Origin of the sequence: Actinomadura sp. B10D3 (genome assembly GCF_039871695.1) — a bacterium.
Classification (GTDB): domain Bacteria; phylum Actinomycetota; class Actinomycetes; order Streptosporangiales; family Streptosporangiaceae; genus Spirillospora; species Spirillospora madurae.
Window position 1 is genome coordinate 51,770 of record NZ_JBDPLY010000002.1, and the last position, 13,927, is coordinate 65,696.

The window sequence follows — 13,927 nt, forward strand, 5'->3', positions numbered from 1 at the left end:
GCGACGCCGTTGTATCGGCGTATGACTTCCACATCACGGCGAACCGCACTCAAGGTGCTCGGCGGCGCCGCCGCTTCCGGCGGCGCCGCCCTGACGTCCCTCGGAGCGGCGCCCGCCGCCGCCGCGTCCGGCCGGATTCCCGCGGACCTGAAACCCGGCGGCAAGCTGGACCGGTTCATCGCCGACCTGGCCGCCAAGGACCAGTTCTCCGGCTCGGCCCTCCTGACCTACCGGAAGCGGCCGGTGCTGAGCCGCTCGCACGGAATGGCCGACAGGAAGAAGGGGGTGAGGATCGGGCCCCGCACCCGGTTCGCGCTCGGGTCGATCACCAAGATGTTCACCGGCGTCGCCGTCCACCAGCTCGTCCGGCAAGGGAAGCTGAACTACACCGACAAGCTCGGCGCCCACCTGGACGGCTTCCCGGAGCACATCGCGAACACCGTGACCGTCCACCACCTGTTCACCCATTCCTCCGGGCTCGGAGACTTCCACAACCTGCCCGGGTACAAGAAGGCGTCCAGGAAATGGAACAGCCCGGACGAGGTGCTCAACGGGACGGTCGACTTCATCCGGAAGACCGACCTGGCCTTTCCTCCCGGCGCCGGAAGTACCTACAGCAACTCCGCGTACTGCCTGCTCGGGGCGATCGTGGCCGCCGTTTCGGAGCAGTCCTACTACACGTACATGAAGCGCCTCTTCCGCGACGCCGGCATGGGTGACAGCGGCTTCTTCACCAAACCTCAATGGCGGACCGACCCGACGCTCGCCCACACCTACTACAAGAAGCCCGGGTCGTCGGAATGGACCGACGGCCTCGAAGAGCACGCCTACATCGCGCTGCCGCCCGGCGGTTCCTTCGCCACCTGCGCGGACATGGACCGCTTCGCACAGCTCCTCATGAACAACGACCTGCTAGGCCCCGCCCACACGAGCCTCATGCTCGGCGCGAAAATCCCCAAGCCCGTCGACGGGTCCGAGGAAGAACCGCCGCCGCCGGACGCGCCGCCCAGCACGACCTTCGCCGGATACGGTTCGCGCACGGAACTGGTAGGCGACCAGTGGGTGCACGGGCACGGCGGTGGCAGCACCCTCGGGACGTCCGCCAACCTCGAATTCTTTCCCGGGAGCGGATGGGTCGTCGTCGTCCTCGGCAACTCTGGGAATCGGTCCAGCAAACCCATCGCCACCCTGGCCAGGGACATTATCCTCCAACAGTGACTCCCCGCACTGCGCTGCCCCTCGCCAACTCCCTCAAATGGGCGCTGCTCGTCCCGCTGCTGCTCGCTTTCGGGGGCTGGGTGGCCCAATACCCGTACGGCCTCATCATGGTGGGCGTCTTCATCGCCGTGGTGACGGCATTCGTCGCGATCGCCGTCGTCGGCTCGTCGTGGGAGCGGCCCGGTGCGGCGGTCCTGGTCGCCGTCACCGGGTTCGCCCTGCCGATCTTCGCCGGCCCGGCGCTCTACATCGTCTACATGGAGACGCTGGGCGAGTCGGCCCCCGCCGTCGTCACCAAGGTCGAGGACCGGGACGCCCGGCGCGGGGCCAGCTGGTTCTGTACCGTCGTGGAGACCACGGGCGATCACGCCGTCCACCACATCTCCCAGCAGGAGAACTGCTTCGGCCAGATCAAGCCTCTCCAGAAGGTCACCCTGCGCAAGGACCCGCTCGGTCTGCTCGACCCGCGCCTCCCCGACCGCCCCGGCGAGAGCGACACCCTCCTGAGCGTCCTGCTGTCAGCGGCGCTCTTCGCGGCGAACGCGGCGACCTTCCTCTACGCAGGCCTACGCCGCAAAGGCACGAAGTCCCCGCCGCCAAAAGCCCCTGAGTTCACCGCCCGGGCAGAGAGCTGACGCCGCAACAGAGGTTTTCGTGACGGGCGAAGTATCAGGGGCTGTGCGGGCGGCGTGAACTCATCCCCTCCCGGGTGATCAGCGGGCGGCGAGTCACTCACGGGCGTCCTCCCTGGATGAGCCTTTCCAAGAGTTGCGAATTGAACCCCGTTGAAGGGCGGGAGATAGTACCACCGGCCCCGGAAAGAAGCACCCGGGTCCGCTGCAAGGCCATTGCCGCCCTGTTCCGAAGTAACGGTGGGGAAACTTGTGACGCCGTTGTATCGGCGCATGGCTTTCACATCACGGCGAACTGCTCTCAAGGTTCTTGGCGGCGCAGCCACTTCTGGCGTTGTCTTGACGTCCTTTGGAGGGACGCGCCCCGCCGCCGCGTCCGGCCGGATTTCCGGCGACCTCAGCTCCCGGACCGGACGGCTTGACCTTGCCCCGCGGGTCAGGGGTTAGCGTCGCGACGCCCTTCCCGACTTGACGTCTCAGGAGCGTCCCATGCCGCCGACCTCGCGCATCGTCCAGCTCGCCGCCCTGCCGGACGGGCTGCCGAGGCCAGAGCACTTCGCCGTCGTGGAGGTGCCCGTACCGGTGCCGGACGAGGGCGAGGTGCTGGTGCGCAACCGCTTCTTCCAGGTCTTCCCGGCGGTGCGCACCCTGATCGGCGGCGGCGTCGAGGGCACCCCGTTCCCGCCGCTGCGGCCCGGCGATCCGCTGTTCGGCGCCGCGATCGGCGAGGTCGTCTCGGCGCCGCCGGACGCCGGGCCGCGGCCCGGCGACCTCGTCCGGCACTGGCTCGGCTGGCGCGAGTACGCCGTCATGCCGGCCGATCAGTGCTCGCCGCTGGACGGCACGCTGCCCGATCCGGCCGCCCATCTCGGCCAGGCGGCCATCGCCTACACGGCCTTGACGCGGGACGCGCCGGTCCGTCCGGGCGACATCGTGTTCGTGTCCGGCGGTGCGGGCGGGGTCGGTTCCCTGGCGGGCCAGATCGCCCGCCTGCTGGGCGCGGGCCGGGTGATCGGCAGCACCGGTTCTCAGGAGAAGGCAGGACGCCTCGTCTCGGAGCTGGGTTACGACGCGGCCCTGATCCGAGGCACGGAACCCTTCGCCGAGCAGCTCGCGAAGGCCGCCCCCGACGGCATCGACGTGGTCGTGGACAACGTCGGGGGCGAGCAGCTCCGCGCCGCGATCGCCGCCGCTCGCCACGACGCGCGCTTCGTCCTGGTCGGGACGCTCGCCGGGCAGCTGGCGCCGGACCGCTCGGGCACAACGGCCCCCGTCGAGATCGACACCTTCCAGCTGGTCGCCAAACGCATCGCGATGCGCGGCTTCGGCGGTCTGGACGGCACCGGGGAGTGGGCCGAACGGTTCGGCGGCTGGCTGCGCGCAGGGGGCATCACCTTCCCGCACGTGCGCGTCCGGGGCATCGATCAGGCACCGCGGGCGTTGCACGATTTGATCGGCGGCCGGCACCTCGGGGCGGTCATCATCGAGCTCTAGACGTCCGAGAGGAGACCCGATGCGGATCAGCGACGCCGCGGCGGCGGCCGGGACGACCCCGCGGGCCCTGCGCCTCTACGAGCAGCGCGGCCTGCTGCCACCGCCGTCCCGGACGCCGAGCGGCCAGCGCCGCTACGCCGCCGCGGACGTGGCCCGCGTGCTGACCATCCGCCGGATGCTGTCCCTGGGCCTGACGATCGAGGACCTCCGCGCCTGCGCCGACCGCCTCCACCTCCTCGACGGCGACGCGCTGCCGCCCTACGACAGCCCCGCATGCGCCCAGAGCGGCATCGCCCGCCGCCGCCTCGCCGTCCTCGACGCCGAGATCGCCCGCCTGACCGGCCTGCGCGACCGGCTGGCCGCCCAAACCGGCGTCCCGGCCGACCGATGACCGGCATCGGCCTGCGGCCGGCCACGCCCGCCGACGACGAGTTCTGCTTCGAGCTGCACAAGGCCGCCATGGGCGCCTACGTCACCGCGGTCTGGGGCTGGGACGAGGAGGTCCAGCGCGGTTTTCACTCGCGCTCGTTCGACCCCGGCCACTGGCAGATCGTCACCGCGGACGGCGCCGACGTCGGGATGCTCGCCGTCGACCACCGTCCCACCGAGATCTACCTCGGCCGGATCGAGCTCCTCCCCGCCCACCAGGGCCGCGGGATCGGCACCGAGCTCATCACCGCCCTGCTCGACCAGGCCGGCCGGCAGGGCAAGGCTCTGATCCTGGACGTCCTGACCGTCAACCACCGCGCCCTCGCCCTCTACCGGCGCCTCGGCCTGCGCGAGGTGGCCCGGCACGGCGACGGCGACATCAAGATCAGGATGCGCTCCACCCCGCACAGGCCCAGCGGCAGCTGACGCTCCGCCGGTCAAGCGCTGACCGCTTTCTTGTAGAGGCGGGTGGCCAGAGGGACGAACACGACGAGAATGACGGCGATCCAGAGCAGTGACACCGGGACGGCGTGCTGGACGGGCCAGGCGTCCGAGGTCTTCAGCGCGGGGCTGGTGTTGCCGAAGAGTTCGCGTGCCGCCTGGGTGAAGGCGGAGACGGGGTTCCATTCGGCGAAGACGCGGAGCGGCGTGGGCAGTTCGGAGCTGTCGAGGAAGGCGTTGGAGATGAACACCAGCGGGAACGAGACCATGGTCGCGATGTTGTTGAAGCTCTCGGGGGTGCGCAGGGCCAGCGCGACCGCCGCGGTGACCCAGGAGAAGGCGTAGGCGAACAGCAGCAGCAACCCGAATCCGAGGACCGCCTCGTAGGGCGAGGTGTGCACCCGCCAGCCGACGATCAGCCCCATCGTTCCCATGACGACGAGGCCGGCGAGGTTCATCAGCAGGTCGCTGATGGTCTGGCCGATCAGCACCGCGGACGGCGCCATGGGCAGCGAGCGGAACCGGTCGAAGATGCCCTTCTGGAGGTCCAGGGTGAGGGTGTAGCCGGTGATCTGCGCGCCCGTGATCACCGCCTGGACGAAGATCCCGGGGAGCAGGAACTCCTTGTACGGCATCCCGGGGACGTCGATGACGCTCCCGAAGACGTAGGCGAACAGCAGCACGAGCACGATCGGGAGCATGACGACGCCGCCGAGCATGTCCGGCGACCGCCTGATCTTCAGGGTGTTGCGCCTGGCGATCGTCCAGCCGTCGGCCAGAGGCATGGTGAGCGCGTTCATCGGACGGCCTCCTTGGCCTGCGGGTCTTCGGTGCCGGACGCCCGGTGCCCGGTCAGGGTGAGGTAGACGTCGTCGAGGGTGGGGCGCCGCAGCCCGGCGTCCCGGACGCGGACGCCCTCCTTGGCGAGCCGGCCGAGGACCTCGCGGAGCGCCTCCGGCCCGCCGGTGACCGGCACCGTGATCCGCAGCGACTCCGGGACGGTCCGCATGGCTCCGACGGCGACCCAGGCGAGGGCCTGCCGGGCGGTCTCCAGCTCGCCGGCGTCGGTCACGGCCAGCTCGATGCGGTTGCCGCCGACCTGGTCCTTGAGCTCGTCGGCGGTGCCGCGGGCGATGGCGCGGCCGTGGTCGACCACCAGGATCCGGTCGGCGAGCCGGTCGGCCTCCTCCATGTACTGGGTGGTCAGCAGCAGCGTGCCGCCGCCCGCGACGTAGTCGGAGATGGTGTCCCACAGCGCGGCGCGGGCGCGGGGGTCGAGGCCGGTGCTGGGTTCGTCCAGGAACAGCACCGGCGGGTCGGCGACCAGCGCGCCGGCCAGGTCGATGCGGCGGCGCATGCCACCGGAGTAGCCCTTGACCGGACGGTCCGCGGCGCCGGTGAGGTCGAAGCGCTCCAGCAGCTCGCGGGCGCGGGCCCGGCTGCGCTTGGCGCCCAGGTGGTACAGGCGTCCGATCATCTCCAGGTTCTCGGCGCCGGTGAGGTGCTCGTCGACGGCGGCGTACTGGCCGGACAGGCCGATGTGCGCGCGCAGCCGCGCGGCGTCCCGGACGACGTCGTGCCCGGCGACCGTGGCCCGGCCGCCGTCGGGACGCAGCAACGTGGTCAGGACTCGCACCGTCGTGGTTTTGCCTGCGCCGTTCGGGCCCAGCAGGGCGAGCACCGTGCCCTGCGGGACGGAGAAGGTCAGCTCGTCCAGGGCCGTCACCTCGCCGTATCTCTTGACCAGCCCTTCGGCGGTGATCGCGTCTTTCATGGGGGGCTCCTTGCCGGTGTCGTTGAGAGGTCAGGCCCGGTGGACGTCGATGTCGCCCCAGTTGGTGTGCGCGTACAGCTCCAGGACCTTGCCGCCGTCTTCGGGGCCTTCGGCGGGTGTCAGGCTGCTGCGGACCACGCCGTTCTTGGAGTGCAGGTCCAGCCAGGCGCCCGTGCCCTCGGCGATGCCGACGGCGACCTTGCCGTAGCCGTTCTCCAGGCGGACGGTGCCGCTCACCGCGGCGCCGATCCGGATGCGGCCGTGCGCGGACTTCGCGGTGACGCCGGCCGGCACGCGGTCGATGTCGATGTGGCCGGTGCCCGTCTTCAGGTCCAGGTCACCGGTCGCCTCGCCGATGCCGATGGAGCCGGTGGAGGTCTTCACCGTGCCGGGGCCGTCGATGGTCCCGATCCGGATCGTCCCAATGGAGGCGGTCGCCTCCACCGGGCCGGTCACCCGGTCCACGGTGATGTCGCCGTTGGACGCCCTGACCTCCAGGGGGCCGGTCTCCTCCAGGCGCAGGTCGCCGTTCGCGCTGTGCAGGACGGTCTCGCCGAGCGGACCGGTCGCGATCAGATCCGTCGCGACCTCGGCCTCGACGCGGGACCCGGCCGGCAGCTCGACGGTCACCTCGATGGAGCCGCGCCAGGAGCGCAGGTGCGCGAGTCCCTTGGGCTTCGGGCCCTTGACCAGCAGGCGTCCGCCGGAGAACTCGACGGTCGTCCGCTCGGCGGCCTGCACGCTCGCCTCGGCGTCCGGGTCGCTCGGCAGCACCTCCACCACGGTCTCGGTGCGGTCGCCGGCGTGGATGCGGACCTGGCCGCTGTAGACCTGGATGTCGGCGGTGATCGGTTCGGGAGTGTCGAAAGCAGGCATGGCGGAGCCCTCCTCATGGGTTCGGTGGGGCATCCCGGCCTCGGGCCGGGCGATGAGTGGTAGGGCCGAGGCGCGCTAGCGCACCCAGCCGGTGTAACTGCGTCCGCTGTGGGGCTGCTGCGTCCGGTCGGCGGGACGGCTTCCGGCGCCGGGCTCGAACGCGGCCGAGATCGCGCGGACCAGCCAGGCGTTGACGGAGATCCCGTCCCGGCCGGCCGCCTCCTCCACGCGCACCTTGAGGTTCTCGGGCAGCCGCAGGGTCATTCGCGCGGTGCCGCCCTCGTCCGCGGACGGCGGCACCGGCTCCCGGACGGGTTCCCGCGCCGGTTCCGCCCCGCCGGGCGAAGGCGTCGCGGGCTCTGGCGGCGTCACGACGAACGCCGGGTCGCCGCCGCGCAGCCGCACCTCGACCGAGCCCGGAGCGAGATCGCCGGTGATCTCGTCCGCCGCGGCCGACAGCGCCTCCAGCAGCGCCAGCCTGGCGGCCGACGCGAGAGCACCGCTGAGGCGTTCGGCCAGCTCGCGAGCGTCCGGCCCGCCGGCCTCCGCGGCCACGGCCAGCTCACGGCGGAGGTTCTCCACGTAGGGCATCAGATCCATGCCATCACTATGACGCCATCATGACGTCATGTCAAGCCGATGTGACGTCACTTCGCCTCACGTTGGCGTCACACGGGGGTCGAACGGCCCGGTCTAGCCGGGACTCAGATCGAGCATCATGTCGAGCGACCGGAGTCCGTCCGGGCCGGTGAACGCGCCGATGTACCGGAAGCCGTTCTTCTCGTAGAAGCGGATGGCACGGGCGTTGTCGGCGAGGACGCCGCCCCACAGGATGATCCTCGTCCGGCCCAGTTTCCGGACGGCGTCCGTGATGAGCGGGAAGGCCAGCGTCCCCACCTGGCGGCCCTGGAACGCGTCGGCCAGAGTGGGCCCGAAGCGGCAGGCGGTCGTCATGGTGAGGTGGACGCCTGCCGCCTGGTAACGCGCCACGTCCCCGTCCACGAGCGCGAGGCTGAGCTCGAAGAGGCCGATGATCGCCCCAGAAGCCGCGTCTTCGAGCACCAGGCGAAGCTTGTCGTACCGCGCGATCGCGTCGCACAGCTCCCGGGCCGCCGCAAGGTCGTACCCGTCGAACGTGCTGAACCGCCGCGACTCGTCCGAAAGCCCCCGCAGGAATCCGGCGAGCCCATCCGCGTCGGCGTGCTCAAGCGGCCGGAGCACAACCGCCGAGCCATCGGGCAGTCTCATGCGGTACGTCAGAACACCCGGATTCTCAGCAATCTCCGCAAGCGTGAGCACCACGACACCGTCTCATCCAGCGCCCTCCGTCGGGCTTGTCGCGGTCGGTGAGGTGTCAGCGCGGCGCGCGTGCGCGTTCGAGCAGCTCGGCGGTGGCCTCCCACAGGCGTCCCTCCCGGGCGCGGTCGTGGGCGACCGGCCGCACCACGGTCAGCTTGGTCTTCACCACGAACGCGCCGCCGCGCACGTCCGCCCACCTGTCGTCGAGGGCCATCGCCGCCAGCAGCGGTCCCGAGCGCCGCGGCGTCGACATGCCGGGCAAACGTCCCAGAGCGCGGCCCACCGCCTGGACCCCCTTGGGGGCGCCCCGGCTCAGCGCGGTGCCGAAGCAGCACGAACGCATTGGTCGAGGCTGCCCGGGACGCCTCGGCCAGCGACGAGCAGGGCTTGGCGGCCTGCGGTCAGGCGGCGCCACCGGGTGCCCAGCGCGCGGCGGTCACCGGCCCGGCGCCGCCGACCCTCGGCGATTACGTGTCAGGTAATCGCCGCACTGTAGGTGGGGCTGCCAAGGTTGGCTCGTCCGACCCGGTTCGTTGATCTGAGGAGGCCGACCATGGCTGCCATTTCCACGCCTACGAGCACGCGAGCAGTGGTGGAGGAGTTGCTGCGCCGGATCGGTGAAGGCGACCCGGAACAGATCGCCGCGATGTACGCCGAGCACAGCGACTGGAAGCTGGACTGGCCCGAGAGCGAGCACGGCCGTGCCGCCACGCCCTGGATCCGGCACCGGTCCAGCCGTGCCGATGCCGCTGCTCACTTCCAGCAAATCGCCGAGCATCACGTCCCTGAGAAGGCCGCCACGCAGGTCGAGCGCCTTCTGGTGGACGGTGATGACGCGGTGGTGCTGGGCGAGATCAAGCAGACGGCCCGGTCCACCGGGCGCGCCTATCGTGCCCGGTTCGCGCTGCACCTCACGGTCGAGGACGGTCTCGTCACGCGGCACCACGTCTACGAAGACAGCCTCGCCGTCGCCCAGGCCTTCGCGCACTGATCAGCGCCTCCACCTCGCCGCGTGCGCGAGGCGCGGTGGCCGCGTTGGCCCGAGACTCCAACGGTCGTGATCTTCGCCGTGGCCATCGATCTAGGATCTGGCGGATGAGTCTCATCCAATGCATCAAGGACGATCCTGAGATAACCCGGCTGCTCGTCTTTCCGTTCGACTTCGACCTCGAACGGCCGTACTGGGTCGGCGAGGACGAGACACTGCGATCCGGGCAGCCGAAGGAAGCCATCGCAGGCGCGGCGAGCGGGGCCGGCTACTTCTTCTGCGGTCAGGGCGGCGAAGAACGGCCGGTGCTCTACCTGTCGTGCGACGGAATGACGAGCCTGGTCGCGGAGAACCTGACCGACCTGTTGACCCTTGTCGTCGTCGCGCCCTGGTGGCTGACCTGCCTCTCAGGCTGGCAGGACGGTGTGGGCGGCATGCAGGCGATCTCCGAGAAATGCCGGGCGGAGTTCATCGAGGACATCCCTGACCTCGTGGAAAGTCAGAGACGTGTCGCTTCCGGGCTCGGTCTCGATCTGACGTCCGATGTCATGACCCGGTTGCTGTCTGCGGCTCGACGCACCGACCCCGAGTTCATACTCGTCCATTCAGAAGGACACGAACTAGAGCCACTGGTTCCAGCCGCAGCGTAGGCGACCCTGTCGTCGCGATGGCTGTCGCAGGAATGCCCTACCATCCTCAACCGTGACTGAACATAGCGATGGCGGGTCGCCGAGCATCGATGTCGTCCGGGCGAAGTACGAGCAGCTAATGGAGGCGAACAACGACCGTGCCGCCGCCATGGCAGCCCTGGAAATCGCGCTTGTGTTGCATCGCGACGGACTCTTTGATGAGGCGCGTGTCGCGTATCGCGAAGCGCTCACCTTCCGTGAGCCGGAGGTGATCTCCGAGGCGCGCCGACGTGTCGGCTGGGAGTCCCCCGCCGTGCAAGCCTATGCCCTCGTACTCAACGGGCGGGAAGATGACGCGGCCGCATTGTTGACCAGGGTGTACGAGCCCTCGAACGTCGGCGAATTCGGTGTCGCCGTCTGCGAAGGGTACTTCGACGACGCGGCCGACATGATCTACGGTATGGGCGGCGACCTTGAGATCAGCGATGCGGGCCACATCGCGATCGATATGGCCGACCGCTACCTGCGCGACGAGAACGGCGAGGCGGCCGGTGAGGCACTCGCACTCGTGGCGGCGACCGACTTCACCTCCGAGTTGTGGGAATATGCGATCGACAGCGGCTCTTTCATGGATTCTCGGGCAGCTGTCTCGGCCGGGACCACGCTCCTCGAACTGACACTGGAGAAACGGGATATCGACCGTGCGACAGCTATCGTGGAACGCTCCGAGAAATCCCATCCGAAGGTCGCCGTCATCGGATACCGACTGCTCGTAAGTTTCACGGAAGAGGAGGATGGCCCAGCGGCAGCCGTCCGATGGAAGGAACGACTCGCCCAGTTCACCTCCGGGTGACACCGCTGGCCGGGGCGTGACCGCAGGTCCATGGCCGATGGTGGCGCGGAGGGCGGCTCGGAGACGCCGACCGGTGAACGGGTCGCACCCAGCCAGCCGCGGCCCGCCCCTTCCTCCCTGGCCGCGTCAGGCTGTGCGCTCGGAGGCATCCTGCTTGAGCCGAGTGAGCAGCGACCGCCATGCCTGCGGGTGCAGTATGAGGCGGGGCCCATCTGGATCGACCGAGTCACGAATCCCAACCGCACCGTCCCGCCCAGAAGCCAGGCACGCGCACTCGACGCATGTCTCTGGCTGGCTGCCGCTGTGACTGCTCTTGCGCCAGTCGGTCACCTGCTGTTCCTCTCGACCACGTCGGTTCGGAGGTCCAGGATGGCCTGTTCGATCCGCTCCCGACTCTCGGTTTCAGGGAGCGCGAGCCGGCACAACTCCTCCTGGACGGCCTGGTAAGCGGCGACGTCCTCGTCTTCTTCGATGAAGATCCGTCGCCGGAACCCGTCCATGGTCACGATGGGGAAGTTCCCAGCGTCAACGTGAAGGATCCCGAAGGATCCGTCAACAGCGGGATTTCTGTTGGCGGTGAAGGGAAATACCTGCAATGTGATGTTGGGACGATCCAGCTGTTCGAGCAGGTGCTCAAGCTGCTCGATCATCACCTCTCGTCCGCCCATCTGTTGACGGACGGCCGCCTCACCGATCACGGCGTTGAGCGACAAGGGATCGGGTCTGGTCAACGCCTCTTTGCACGCCATGCGATAGCCCACCGCCCGGTCGATGTCGCTGTCGGCGCTGCCAGGGACGGAGGTCATGACGGCGCGCGCATACTCCGGCGTTTGCAGGAGTCCCGGGATCAGGTCGACGTGGTAGACGAAGAGTTTCGAAGAGTCCTGTTCAAGCAGGATGTACTCGCTGTAGTTCGGTCCCTCGCCGAGAAGCTTCTGGCGTCTGATCCAATCGCGGGAGCGGCCACCGGTGGCCAGGCCGATAAGCGCGGTCCTCAGGTCGTCGCCTTCCTCGATGCCGTACATCATGAGGATGTAGTTGACCTCGTGAGCACGCGCGACGACCTGGGCGTTCTCCATCCGGCTGAGGGCCGACTTGGAGATGCTGAGGAACGCGGCGGCCTGGTCGAGGGTCAGGCCCCGATCTTCGCGGAGCTTGCGTAGCTGGGCACCGAGTCGCCGGCGGCGAACGGTCGGGGGTCGATTCGCCATGACACCGATTGTCATGGACTCAACACAGTGTGTCACCACGGTTCGGGGAATCGGGAAATCCCGCTTTCGCTGATTCCCGGAGTGCTCGTCTCCCTGTCTCCGGCAAGGCGGTTGTGGGCGCTCACCTGGCGTTTCATGCTGGCGGGCGTCGGTTACCGGAGGGAGTGAGGCAATGACGTGGCGTGAGCGAGAGGCGGGAGAGCTGCGGTTGCTCGGGACGATCACGATGCCCGGGGTGGCCAGGTCCGCGCGGGTGGCTCGGGACTTCGTGCGAGGGCTCGTGCCGCAGGTGGAGGACGAGGCCATGGCCGACATCGTGCTCTGCGTGGACGAGCTGGTCGCCAACGCCGTCGAGCACACCGCGTCCGGCGCGGGCGGTCAGGTCACCGTCGTGGTGAGCGCCCGCGACGACGTCCTGCGCGTGACCGTCCTCGACCAGGGTGGCGCCCGGGAGCAGCCGCGCGTGTGCACCGATCTCTGCGCGGAGGACGGGCGCGGCCTGCTGCTCGTCGACGCCCTTTCCAAGAGCTGGGGCTCGCACCCCGCGCTGAACGGCTCCGCCGTGTGGGCGGAATTTCATGCGGTAAACGGCTTGCCCGCCATTTAGTCTTGGCCGATGCCGCTCCTCGTGCTTTCACCGCGTTACACGTCCGACTCGAAGGTGCTGCGTGCCGCGGCCGGGCGGCTCGGGTGGAAGGCCGAGCGGCTGGGCGGGTGGCGGGCGCCGGCGCATATGCGGGGACAGGACATGGCCCTTTATGGGGAGCCCACGTTCGTGGAGGTCATCGCTTCGCAGGTCGGTGTCGCGCTTCTTGATGTGCCGCAAGGATGGTTGCCGGGGCTTCCCGAGCGGCATCGGCGCCGGAGTATTGAGGTGTCGACGCTCGGCGAGCTGCGGCAGGGCTTCTCTGAGCCTGCGTTCGTGAAGCCTGCGGATGGGCGTAAGGCGTTCGAAGGCAAGGTGCACCACTCGCCGGACGAGCTTCCTGGCCAGGACGTCCTGCCCGATGAAACTCCGGTGTTCGTCAGCGAGCCCGTCCGGTGGGACGTGGAATTCCGCTGCCACGTCCTCGAAGGCCAGGTCGTCACCATGTCCCCCTACCTGCTGGACGGCGAACTCGCCCTCACCGAGGACGGCCAGTGGCATGCCGCCGAGCAAGACGTCCATGAGGCCAACGAGTACGCCGCCCTCGTCCTCGAAGAGGTGCCCGTTCCGCCGGGGACCGTCCTCGACATAGGACGCATCCACGATCGCGGCTGGGCGGTCGTGGAAGCCAACGCCGCCTGGGGTGCGGGCCTCTACGGGTGCGACCCCGAACAGGTTCTTCGGGTGCTGGCCCGGTCGTGCCTGCGCCGGGAGCACATCGCCGCGACCGACCGTGACTGGGCCGTCGAGGAGGTCTCCCTCGACATGGACAGGTAGGGCACCCCAGTCATCTGACAGATGAGCGGTCCCCGTCGCCCTTCGTAGCTTCGAGCACGTCATCGAGCTATGTGAGGAGTGACCCCATGACCGAGACCCCGCTTCGCCTCGCGATCATCATCGGCAGCACGCGGGAGGGCCGGTTCGGCCCGACCGTGGCGGAGTGGTTCGCCGGCGAGGCCCGCAAGCGCCAGGACCTGATCGTCGACGTGGTCGACGTGGCGCAGGAGCCGCCGCCGGTCGCGCTCGGCGCGCGGACGTCGGAGAGGTTCGCGGACGTCACCGCGAAGCTGGCGCAGGCCGACGCCTACACCGTTGTGACCTGCGAGTACAACCACAGCTACCCCGGCACGCTGAAGAACCTGATCGACACCCACTTCTACGAGTGGCGGGCCAAGCCGGTCGCGTTCGTGTCGTACGGGGGGCTGTCGGGCGGGTTGCGGTCCGTCGAGCACCTGCGGGGCGTTTTCGCCGAGCTGCACGCGGTCACGATCCGGGACACGGTGAGCTTCCACAGCCCGTGGAACTGGTTCGAGACCGACGGCCGGCCGGTCGACGCCGAGGGCGCCGGCGCCGCCGCCAAGGGGATGCTCGACCAGCTCGCCTGGTGGGGGCACGCGCTGCGCGACGCGCGCGTCGCGCGCCCGTACGGGGCCTGAG

Annotated in this window: 19 protein-coding genes; 11 read left to right on the forward strand and 8 right to left on the reverse strand. The window is 69.4% G+C overall.

Annotated elements, in window-relative coordinates:
• Positions 1 to 21 precede the first annotated feature (21 nt).
• The 5 genes from ABGB11_RS03385 to ABGB11_RS03405 all read left to right on the forward strand — a co-directional run bounded on the left by ABGB11_RS03385 (position 22) and on the right by ABGB11_RS03405 (position 4,199).
• Positions 22 to 1,218, forward strand: a complete 1,197-nt coding sequence (locus ABGB11_RS03385; protein WP_347628668.1) for a serine hydrolase domain-containing protein — start codon at positions 22 to 24, stop codon at positions 1,216 to 1,218.
• On the forward strand, positions 1,215 to 1,853 hold the full coding sequence (locus ABGB11_RS03390; RefSeq protein ID WP_347628670.1) for a hypothetical protein: 639 nt from the start codon (positions 1,215 to 1,217) through the stop codon (positions 1,851 to 1,853). Before ABGB11_RS03385 ends, ABGB11_RS03390 begins: the two co-directional genes overlap by 4 nt.
• 486 nt (positions 1,854 to 2,339) lie before the next feature.
• Complete coding sequence (locus ABGB11_RS03395) at positions 2,340 to 3,344, forward strand: NADP-dependent oxidoreductase (protein WP_347628672.1); 1,005 nt, start codon at positions 2,340 to 2,342, stop codon at positions 3,342 to 3,344.
• A gap of 19 nt (positions 3,345 to 3,363) precedes the next feature.
• Positions 3,364 to 3,735 carry a MerR family transcriptional regulator gene (locus tag ABGB11_RS03400; RefSeq protein WP_250372736.1) on the forward strand — a complete coding sequence of 124 codons (372 nt, stop codon included), beginning with the start codon at positions 3,364 to 3,366 and terminating at the stop codon, positions 3,733 to 3,735.
• Entirely contained in the window at positions 3,732 to 4,199 is a 468-nt protein-coding gene (locus tag ABGB11_RS03405; protein WP_347628674.1) for a GNAT family N-acetyltransferase, read from the forward strand. Before ABGB11_RS03400 ends, ABGB11_RS03405 begins: the two co-directional genes overlap by 4 nt.
• Positions 4,200 to 4,210: 11 nt before the next feature.
• Here the strand turns inward: ABGB11_RS03405 and ABGB11_RS03410 are convergent, their stop codons facing one another.
• The 6 genes from ABGB11_RS03410 to ABGB11_RS03435 all read right to left on the reverse strand — a co-directional run bounded on the left by ABGB11_RS03410 (position 4,211) and on the right by ABGB11_RS03435 (position 8,506).
• Positions 4,211 to 5,014, reverse strand: coding sequence for an ABC transporter permease (locus ABGB11_RS03410; RefSeq protein ID WP_347628676.1), 804 nt, complete (start codon positions 5,012 to 5,014; stop codon positions 4,211 to 4,213).
• The gene (locus ABGB11_RS03415) at positions 5,011 to 5,988 is read right to left on the reverse strand and encodes an ATP-binding cassette domain-containing protein (RefSeq protein ID WP_347628678.1); all 978 of its coding nucleotides are present in this window, start codon (positions 5,986 to 5,988) and stop codon (positions 5,011 to 5,013) included. The genes ABGB11_RS03410 and ABGB11_RS03415 overlap by 4 nt, the downstream gene beginning before the upstream one ends.
• A gap of 30 nt (positions 5,989 to 6,018) precedes the next feature.
• Entirely contained in the window at positions 6,019 to 6,864 is an 846-nt protein-coding gene (locus ABGB11_RS03420; RefSeq protein ID WP_347628680.1) for a DUF4097 family beta strand repeat-containing protein, read from the reverse strand.
• 75 nt (positions 6,865 to 6,939) lie between these two features.
• On the reverse strand, positions 6,940 to 7,464 hold the full coding sequence (locus ABGB11_RS03425) for a CopG family transcriptional regulator (protein ID WP_347628682.1): 525 nt from the start codon (positions 7,462 to 7,464) through the stop codon (positions 6,940 to 6,942).
• A gap of 93 nt (positions 7,465 to 7,557) precedes the next feature.
• Entirely contained in the window at positions 7,558 to 8,112 is a 555-nt protein-coding gene (locus ABGB11_RS03430) for a GNAT family N-acetyltransferase (protein ID WP_347628684.1), read from the reverse strand.
• A 106-nt stretch (positions 8,113 to 8,218) separates the two neighbouring features.
• Positions 8,219 to 8,506: a hypothetical protein gene (locus ABGB11_RS03435; RefSeq protein ID WP_347628686.1), complete on the reverse strand. Its 288-nt coding sequence runs from the start codon at positions 8,504 to 8,506 to the stop codon at positions 8,219 to 8,221.
• A 210-nt stretch (positions 8,507 to 8,716) separates the two neighbouring features.
• Between ABGB11_RS03435 and ABGB11_RS03440 the strand changes: the two genes are divergently transcribed.
• The 3 genes from ABGB11_RS03440 (at position 8,717) to ABGB11_RS03450 (ending at position 10,633) form a co-directional block, all read left to right on the forward strand.
• Positions 8,717 to 9,154 (forward strand): nuclear transport factor 2 family protein, encoded by a 438-nt coding sequence (locus ABGB11_RS03440; RefSeq protein WP_347628688.1) that lies wholly within the window; start codon positions 8,717 to 8,719, stop codon positions 9,152 to 9,154.
• Positions 9,155 to 9,258: 104 nt separating this feature from the next.
• Positions 9,259 to 9,801, forward strand: a complete 543-nt coding sequence (locus ABGB11_RS03445; RefSeq protein ID WP_347628690.1) for a hypothetical protein — start codon at positions 9,259 to 9,261, stop codon at positions 9,799 to 9,801.
• A gap of 52 nt (positions 9,802 to 9,853) precedes the next feature.
• Positions 9,854 to 10,633, forward strand: coding sequence for a hypothetical protein (locus ABGB11_RS03450; protein ID WP_347628692.1), 780 nt, complete (start codon positions 9,854 to 9,856; stop codon positions 10,631 to 10,633).
• A 126-nt stretch (positions 10,634 to 10,759) separates the two neighbouring features.
• On the opposite strand, the gene ABGB11_RS03455 is transcribed toward ABGB11_RS03450, so the two are convergent.
• Together ABGB11_RS03455 and ABGB11_RS03460 are read right to left on the reverse strand one after the other, a co-directional pair.
• Positions 10,760 to 10,963 carry a DUF397 domain-containing protein gene (locus ABGB11_RS03455; RefSeq protein ID WP_347628694.1) on the reverse strand — a complete coding sequence of 68 codons (204 nt, stop codon included), beginning with the start codon at positions 10,961 to 10,963 and terminating at the stop codon, positions 10,760 to 10,762.
• The gene (locus tag ABGB11_RS03460; protein ID WP_347628696.1) at positions 10,960 to 11,844 is read right to left on the reverse strand and encodes a helix-turn-helix transcriptional regulator; all 885 of its coding nucleotides are present in this window, start codon (positions 11,842 to 11,844) and stop codon (positions 10,960 to 10,962) included. The genes ABGB11_RS03455 and ABGB11_RS03460 overlap by 4 nt, the downstream gene beginning before the upstream one ends.
• 172 nt (positions 11,845 to 12,016) lie before the next feature.
• Here ABGB11_RS03460 and ABGB11_RS03465 point away from each other — a divergent pair, with 172 nt between their 5' ends.
• The 3 genes from ABGB11_RS03465 (at position 12,017) to ABGB11_RS03475 (ending at position 13,926) form a co-directional block, all read left to right on the forward strand.
• Positions 12,017 to 12,451: an ATP-binding protein gene (locus tag ABGB11_RS03465; protein ID WP_347628698.1), complete on the forward strand. Its 435-nt coding sequence runs from the start codon at positions 12,017 to 12,019 to the stop codon at positions 12,449 to 12,451.
• Between the two features lie 9 nt (positions 12,452 to 12,460).
• The gene (locus tag ABGB11_RS03470; RefSeq protein WP_347628700.1) at positions 12,461 to 13,267 is read left to right on the forward strand and encodes an ATP-grasp domain-containing protein; all 807 of its coding nucleotides are present in this window, start codon (positions 12,461 to 12,463) and stop codon (positions 13,265 to 13,267) included.
• An 86-nt stretch (positions 13,268 to 13,353) separates the two neighbouring features.
• A complete protein-coding gene (locus tag ABGB11_RS03475) occupies positions 13,354 to 13,926 on the forward strand; it encodes an NAD(P)H-dependent oxidoreductase (RefSeq protein ID WP_347628702.1) in 573 nt (190 codons plus the stop codon).
• The last annotated feature ends 1 nt before the right edge of the window (position 13,927 follow it).

Coding starts and splice junctions, on each gene's coding strand:
- ABGB11_RS03460 (WP_347628696.1), bottom strand. CDS start 11,844: ATGGCGAATCGACCCCCGACCGTTCGCCGCCGGCGACTCGGTGCCCAG.
- ABGB11_RS03420 (WP_347628680.1), bottom strand. CDS start 6,864: ATGCCTGCTTTCGACACTCCCGAACCGATCACCGCCGACATCCAGGTC.
- ABGB11_RS03385 (WP_347628668.1), top strand. CDS start 22: ATGACTTCCACATCACGGCGAACCGCACTCAAGGTGCTCGGCGGCGCC.
- ABGB11_RS03465 (WP_347628698.1), top strand. CDS start 12,017: ATGACGTGGCGTGAGCGAGAGGCGGGAGAGCTGCGGTTGCTCGGGACG.
- ABGB11_RS03470 (WP_347628700.1), top strand. CDS start 12,461: ATGCCGCTCCTCGTGCTTTCACCGCGTTACACGTCCGACTCGAAGGTG.
- ABGB11_RS03415 (WP_347628678.1), bottom strand. CDS start 5,988: ATGAAAGACGCGATCACCGCCGAAGGGCTGGTCAAGAGATACGGCGAG.
- ABGB11_RS03475 (WP_347628702.1), top strand. CDS start 13,354: ATGACCGAGACCCCGCTTCGCCTCGCGATCATCATCGGCAGCACGCGG.
- ABGB11_RS03410 (WP_347628676.1), bottom strand. CDS start 5,014: ATGAACGCGCTCACCATGCCTCTGGCCGACGGCTGGACGATCGCCAGG.
- ABGB11_RS03400 (WP_250372736.1), top strand. CDS start 3,364: ATGCGGATCAGCGACGCCGCGGCGGCGGCCGGGACGACCCCGCGGGCC.
- ABGB11_RS03395 (WP_347628672.1), top strand. CDS start 2,340: ATGCCGCCGACCTCGCGCATCGTCCAGCTCGCCGCCCTGCCGGACGGG.
- ABGB11_RS03435 (WP_347628686.1), bottom strand. CDS start 8,506: ATGCGTTCGTGCTGCTTCGGCACCGCGCTGAGCCGGGGCGCCCCCAAG.
- ABGB11_RS03405 (WP_347628674.1), top strand. CDS start 3,732: ATGACCGGCATCGGCCTGCGGCCGGCCACGCCCGCCGACGACGAGTTC.
- ABGB11_RS03440 (WP_347628688.1), top strand. CDS start 8,717: ATGGCTGCCATTTCCACGCCTACGAGCACGCGAGCAGTGGTGGAGGAG.
- ABGB11_RS03430 (WP_347628684.1), bottom strand. CDS start 8,112: ATGAGACTGCCCGATGGCTCGGCGGTTGTGCTCCGGCCGCTTGAGCAC.
- ABGB11_RS03425 (WP_347628682.1), bottom strand. CDS start 7,464: ATGGATCTGATGCCCTACGTGGAGAACCTCCGCCGTGAGCTGGCCGTG.
- ABGB11_RS03445 (WP_347628690.1), top strand. CDS start 9,259: ATGAGTCTCATCCAATGCATCAAGGACGATCCTGAGATAACCCGGCTG.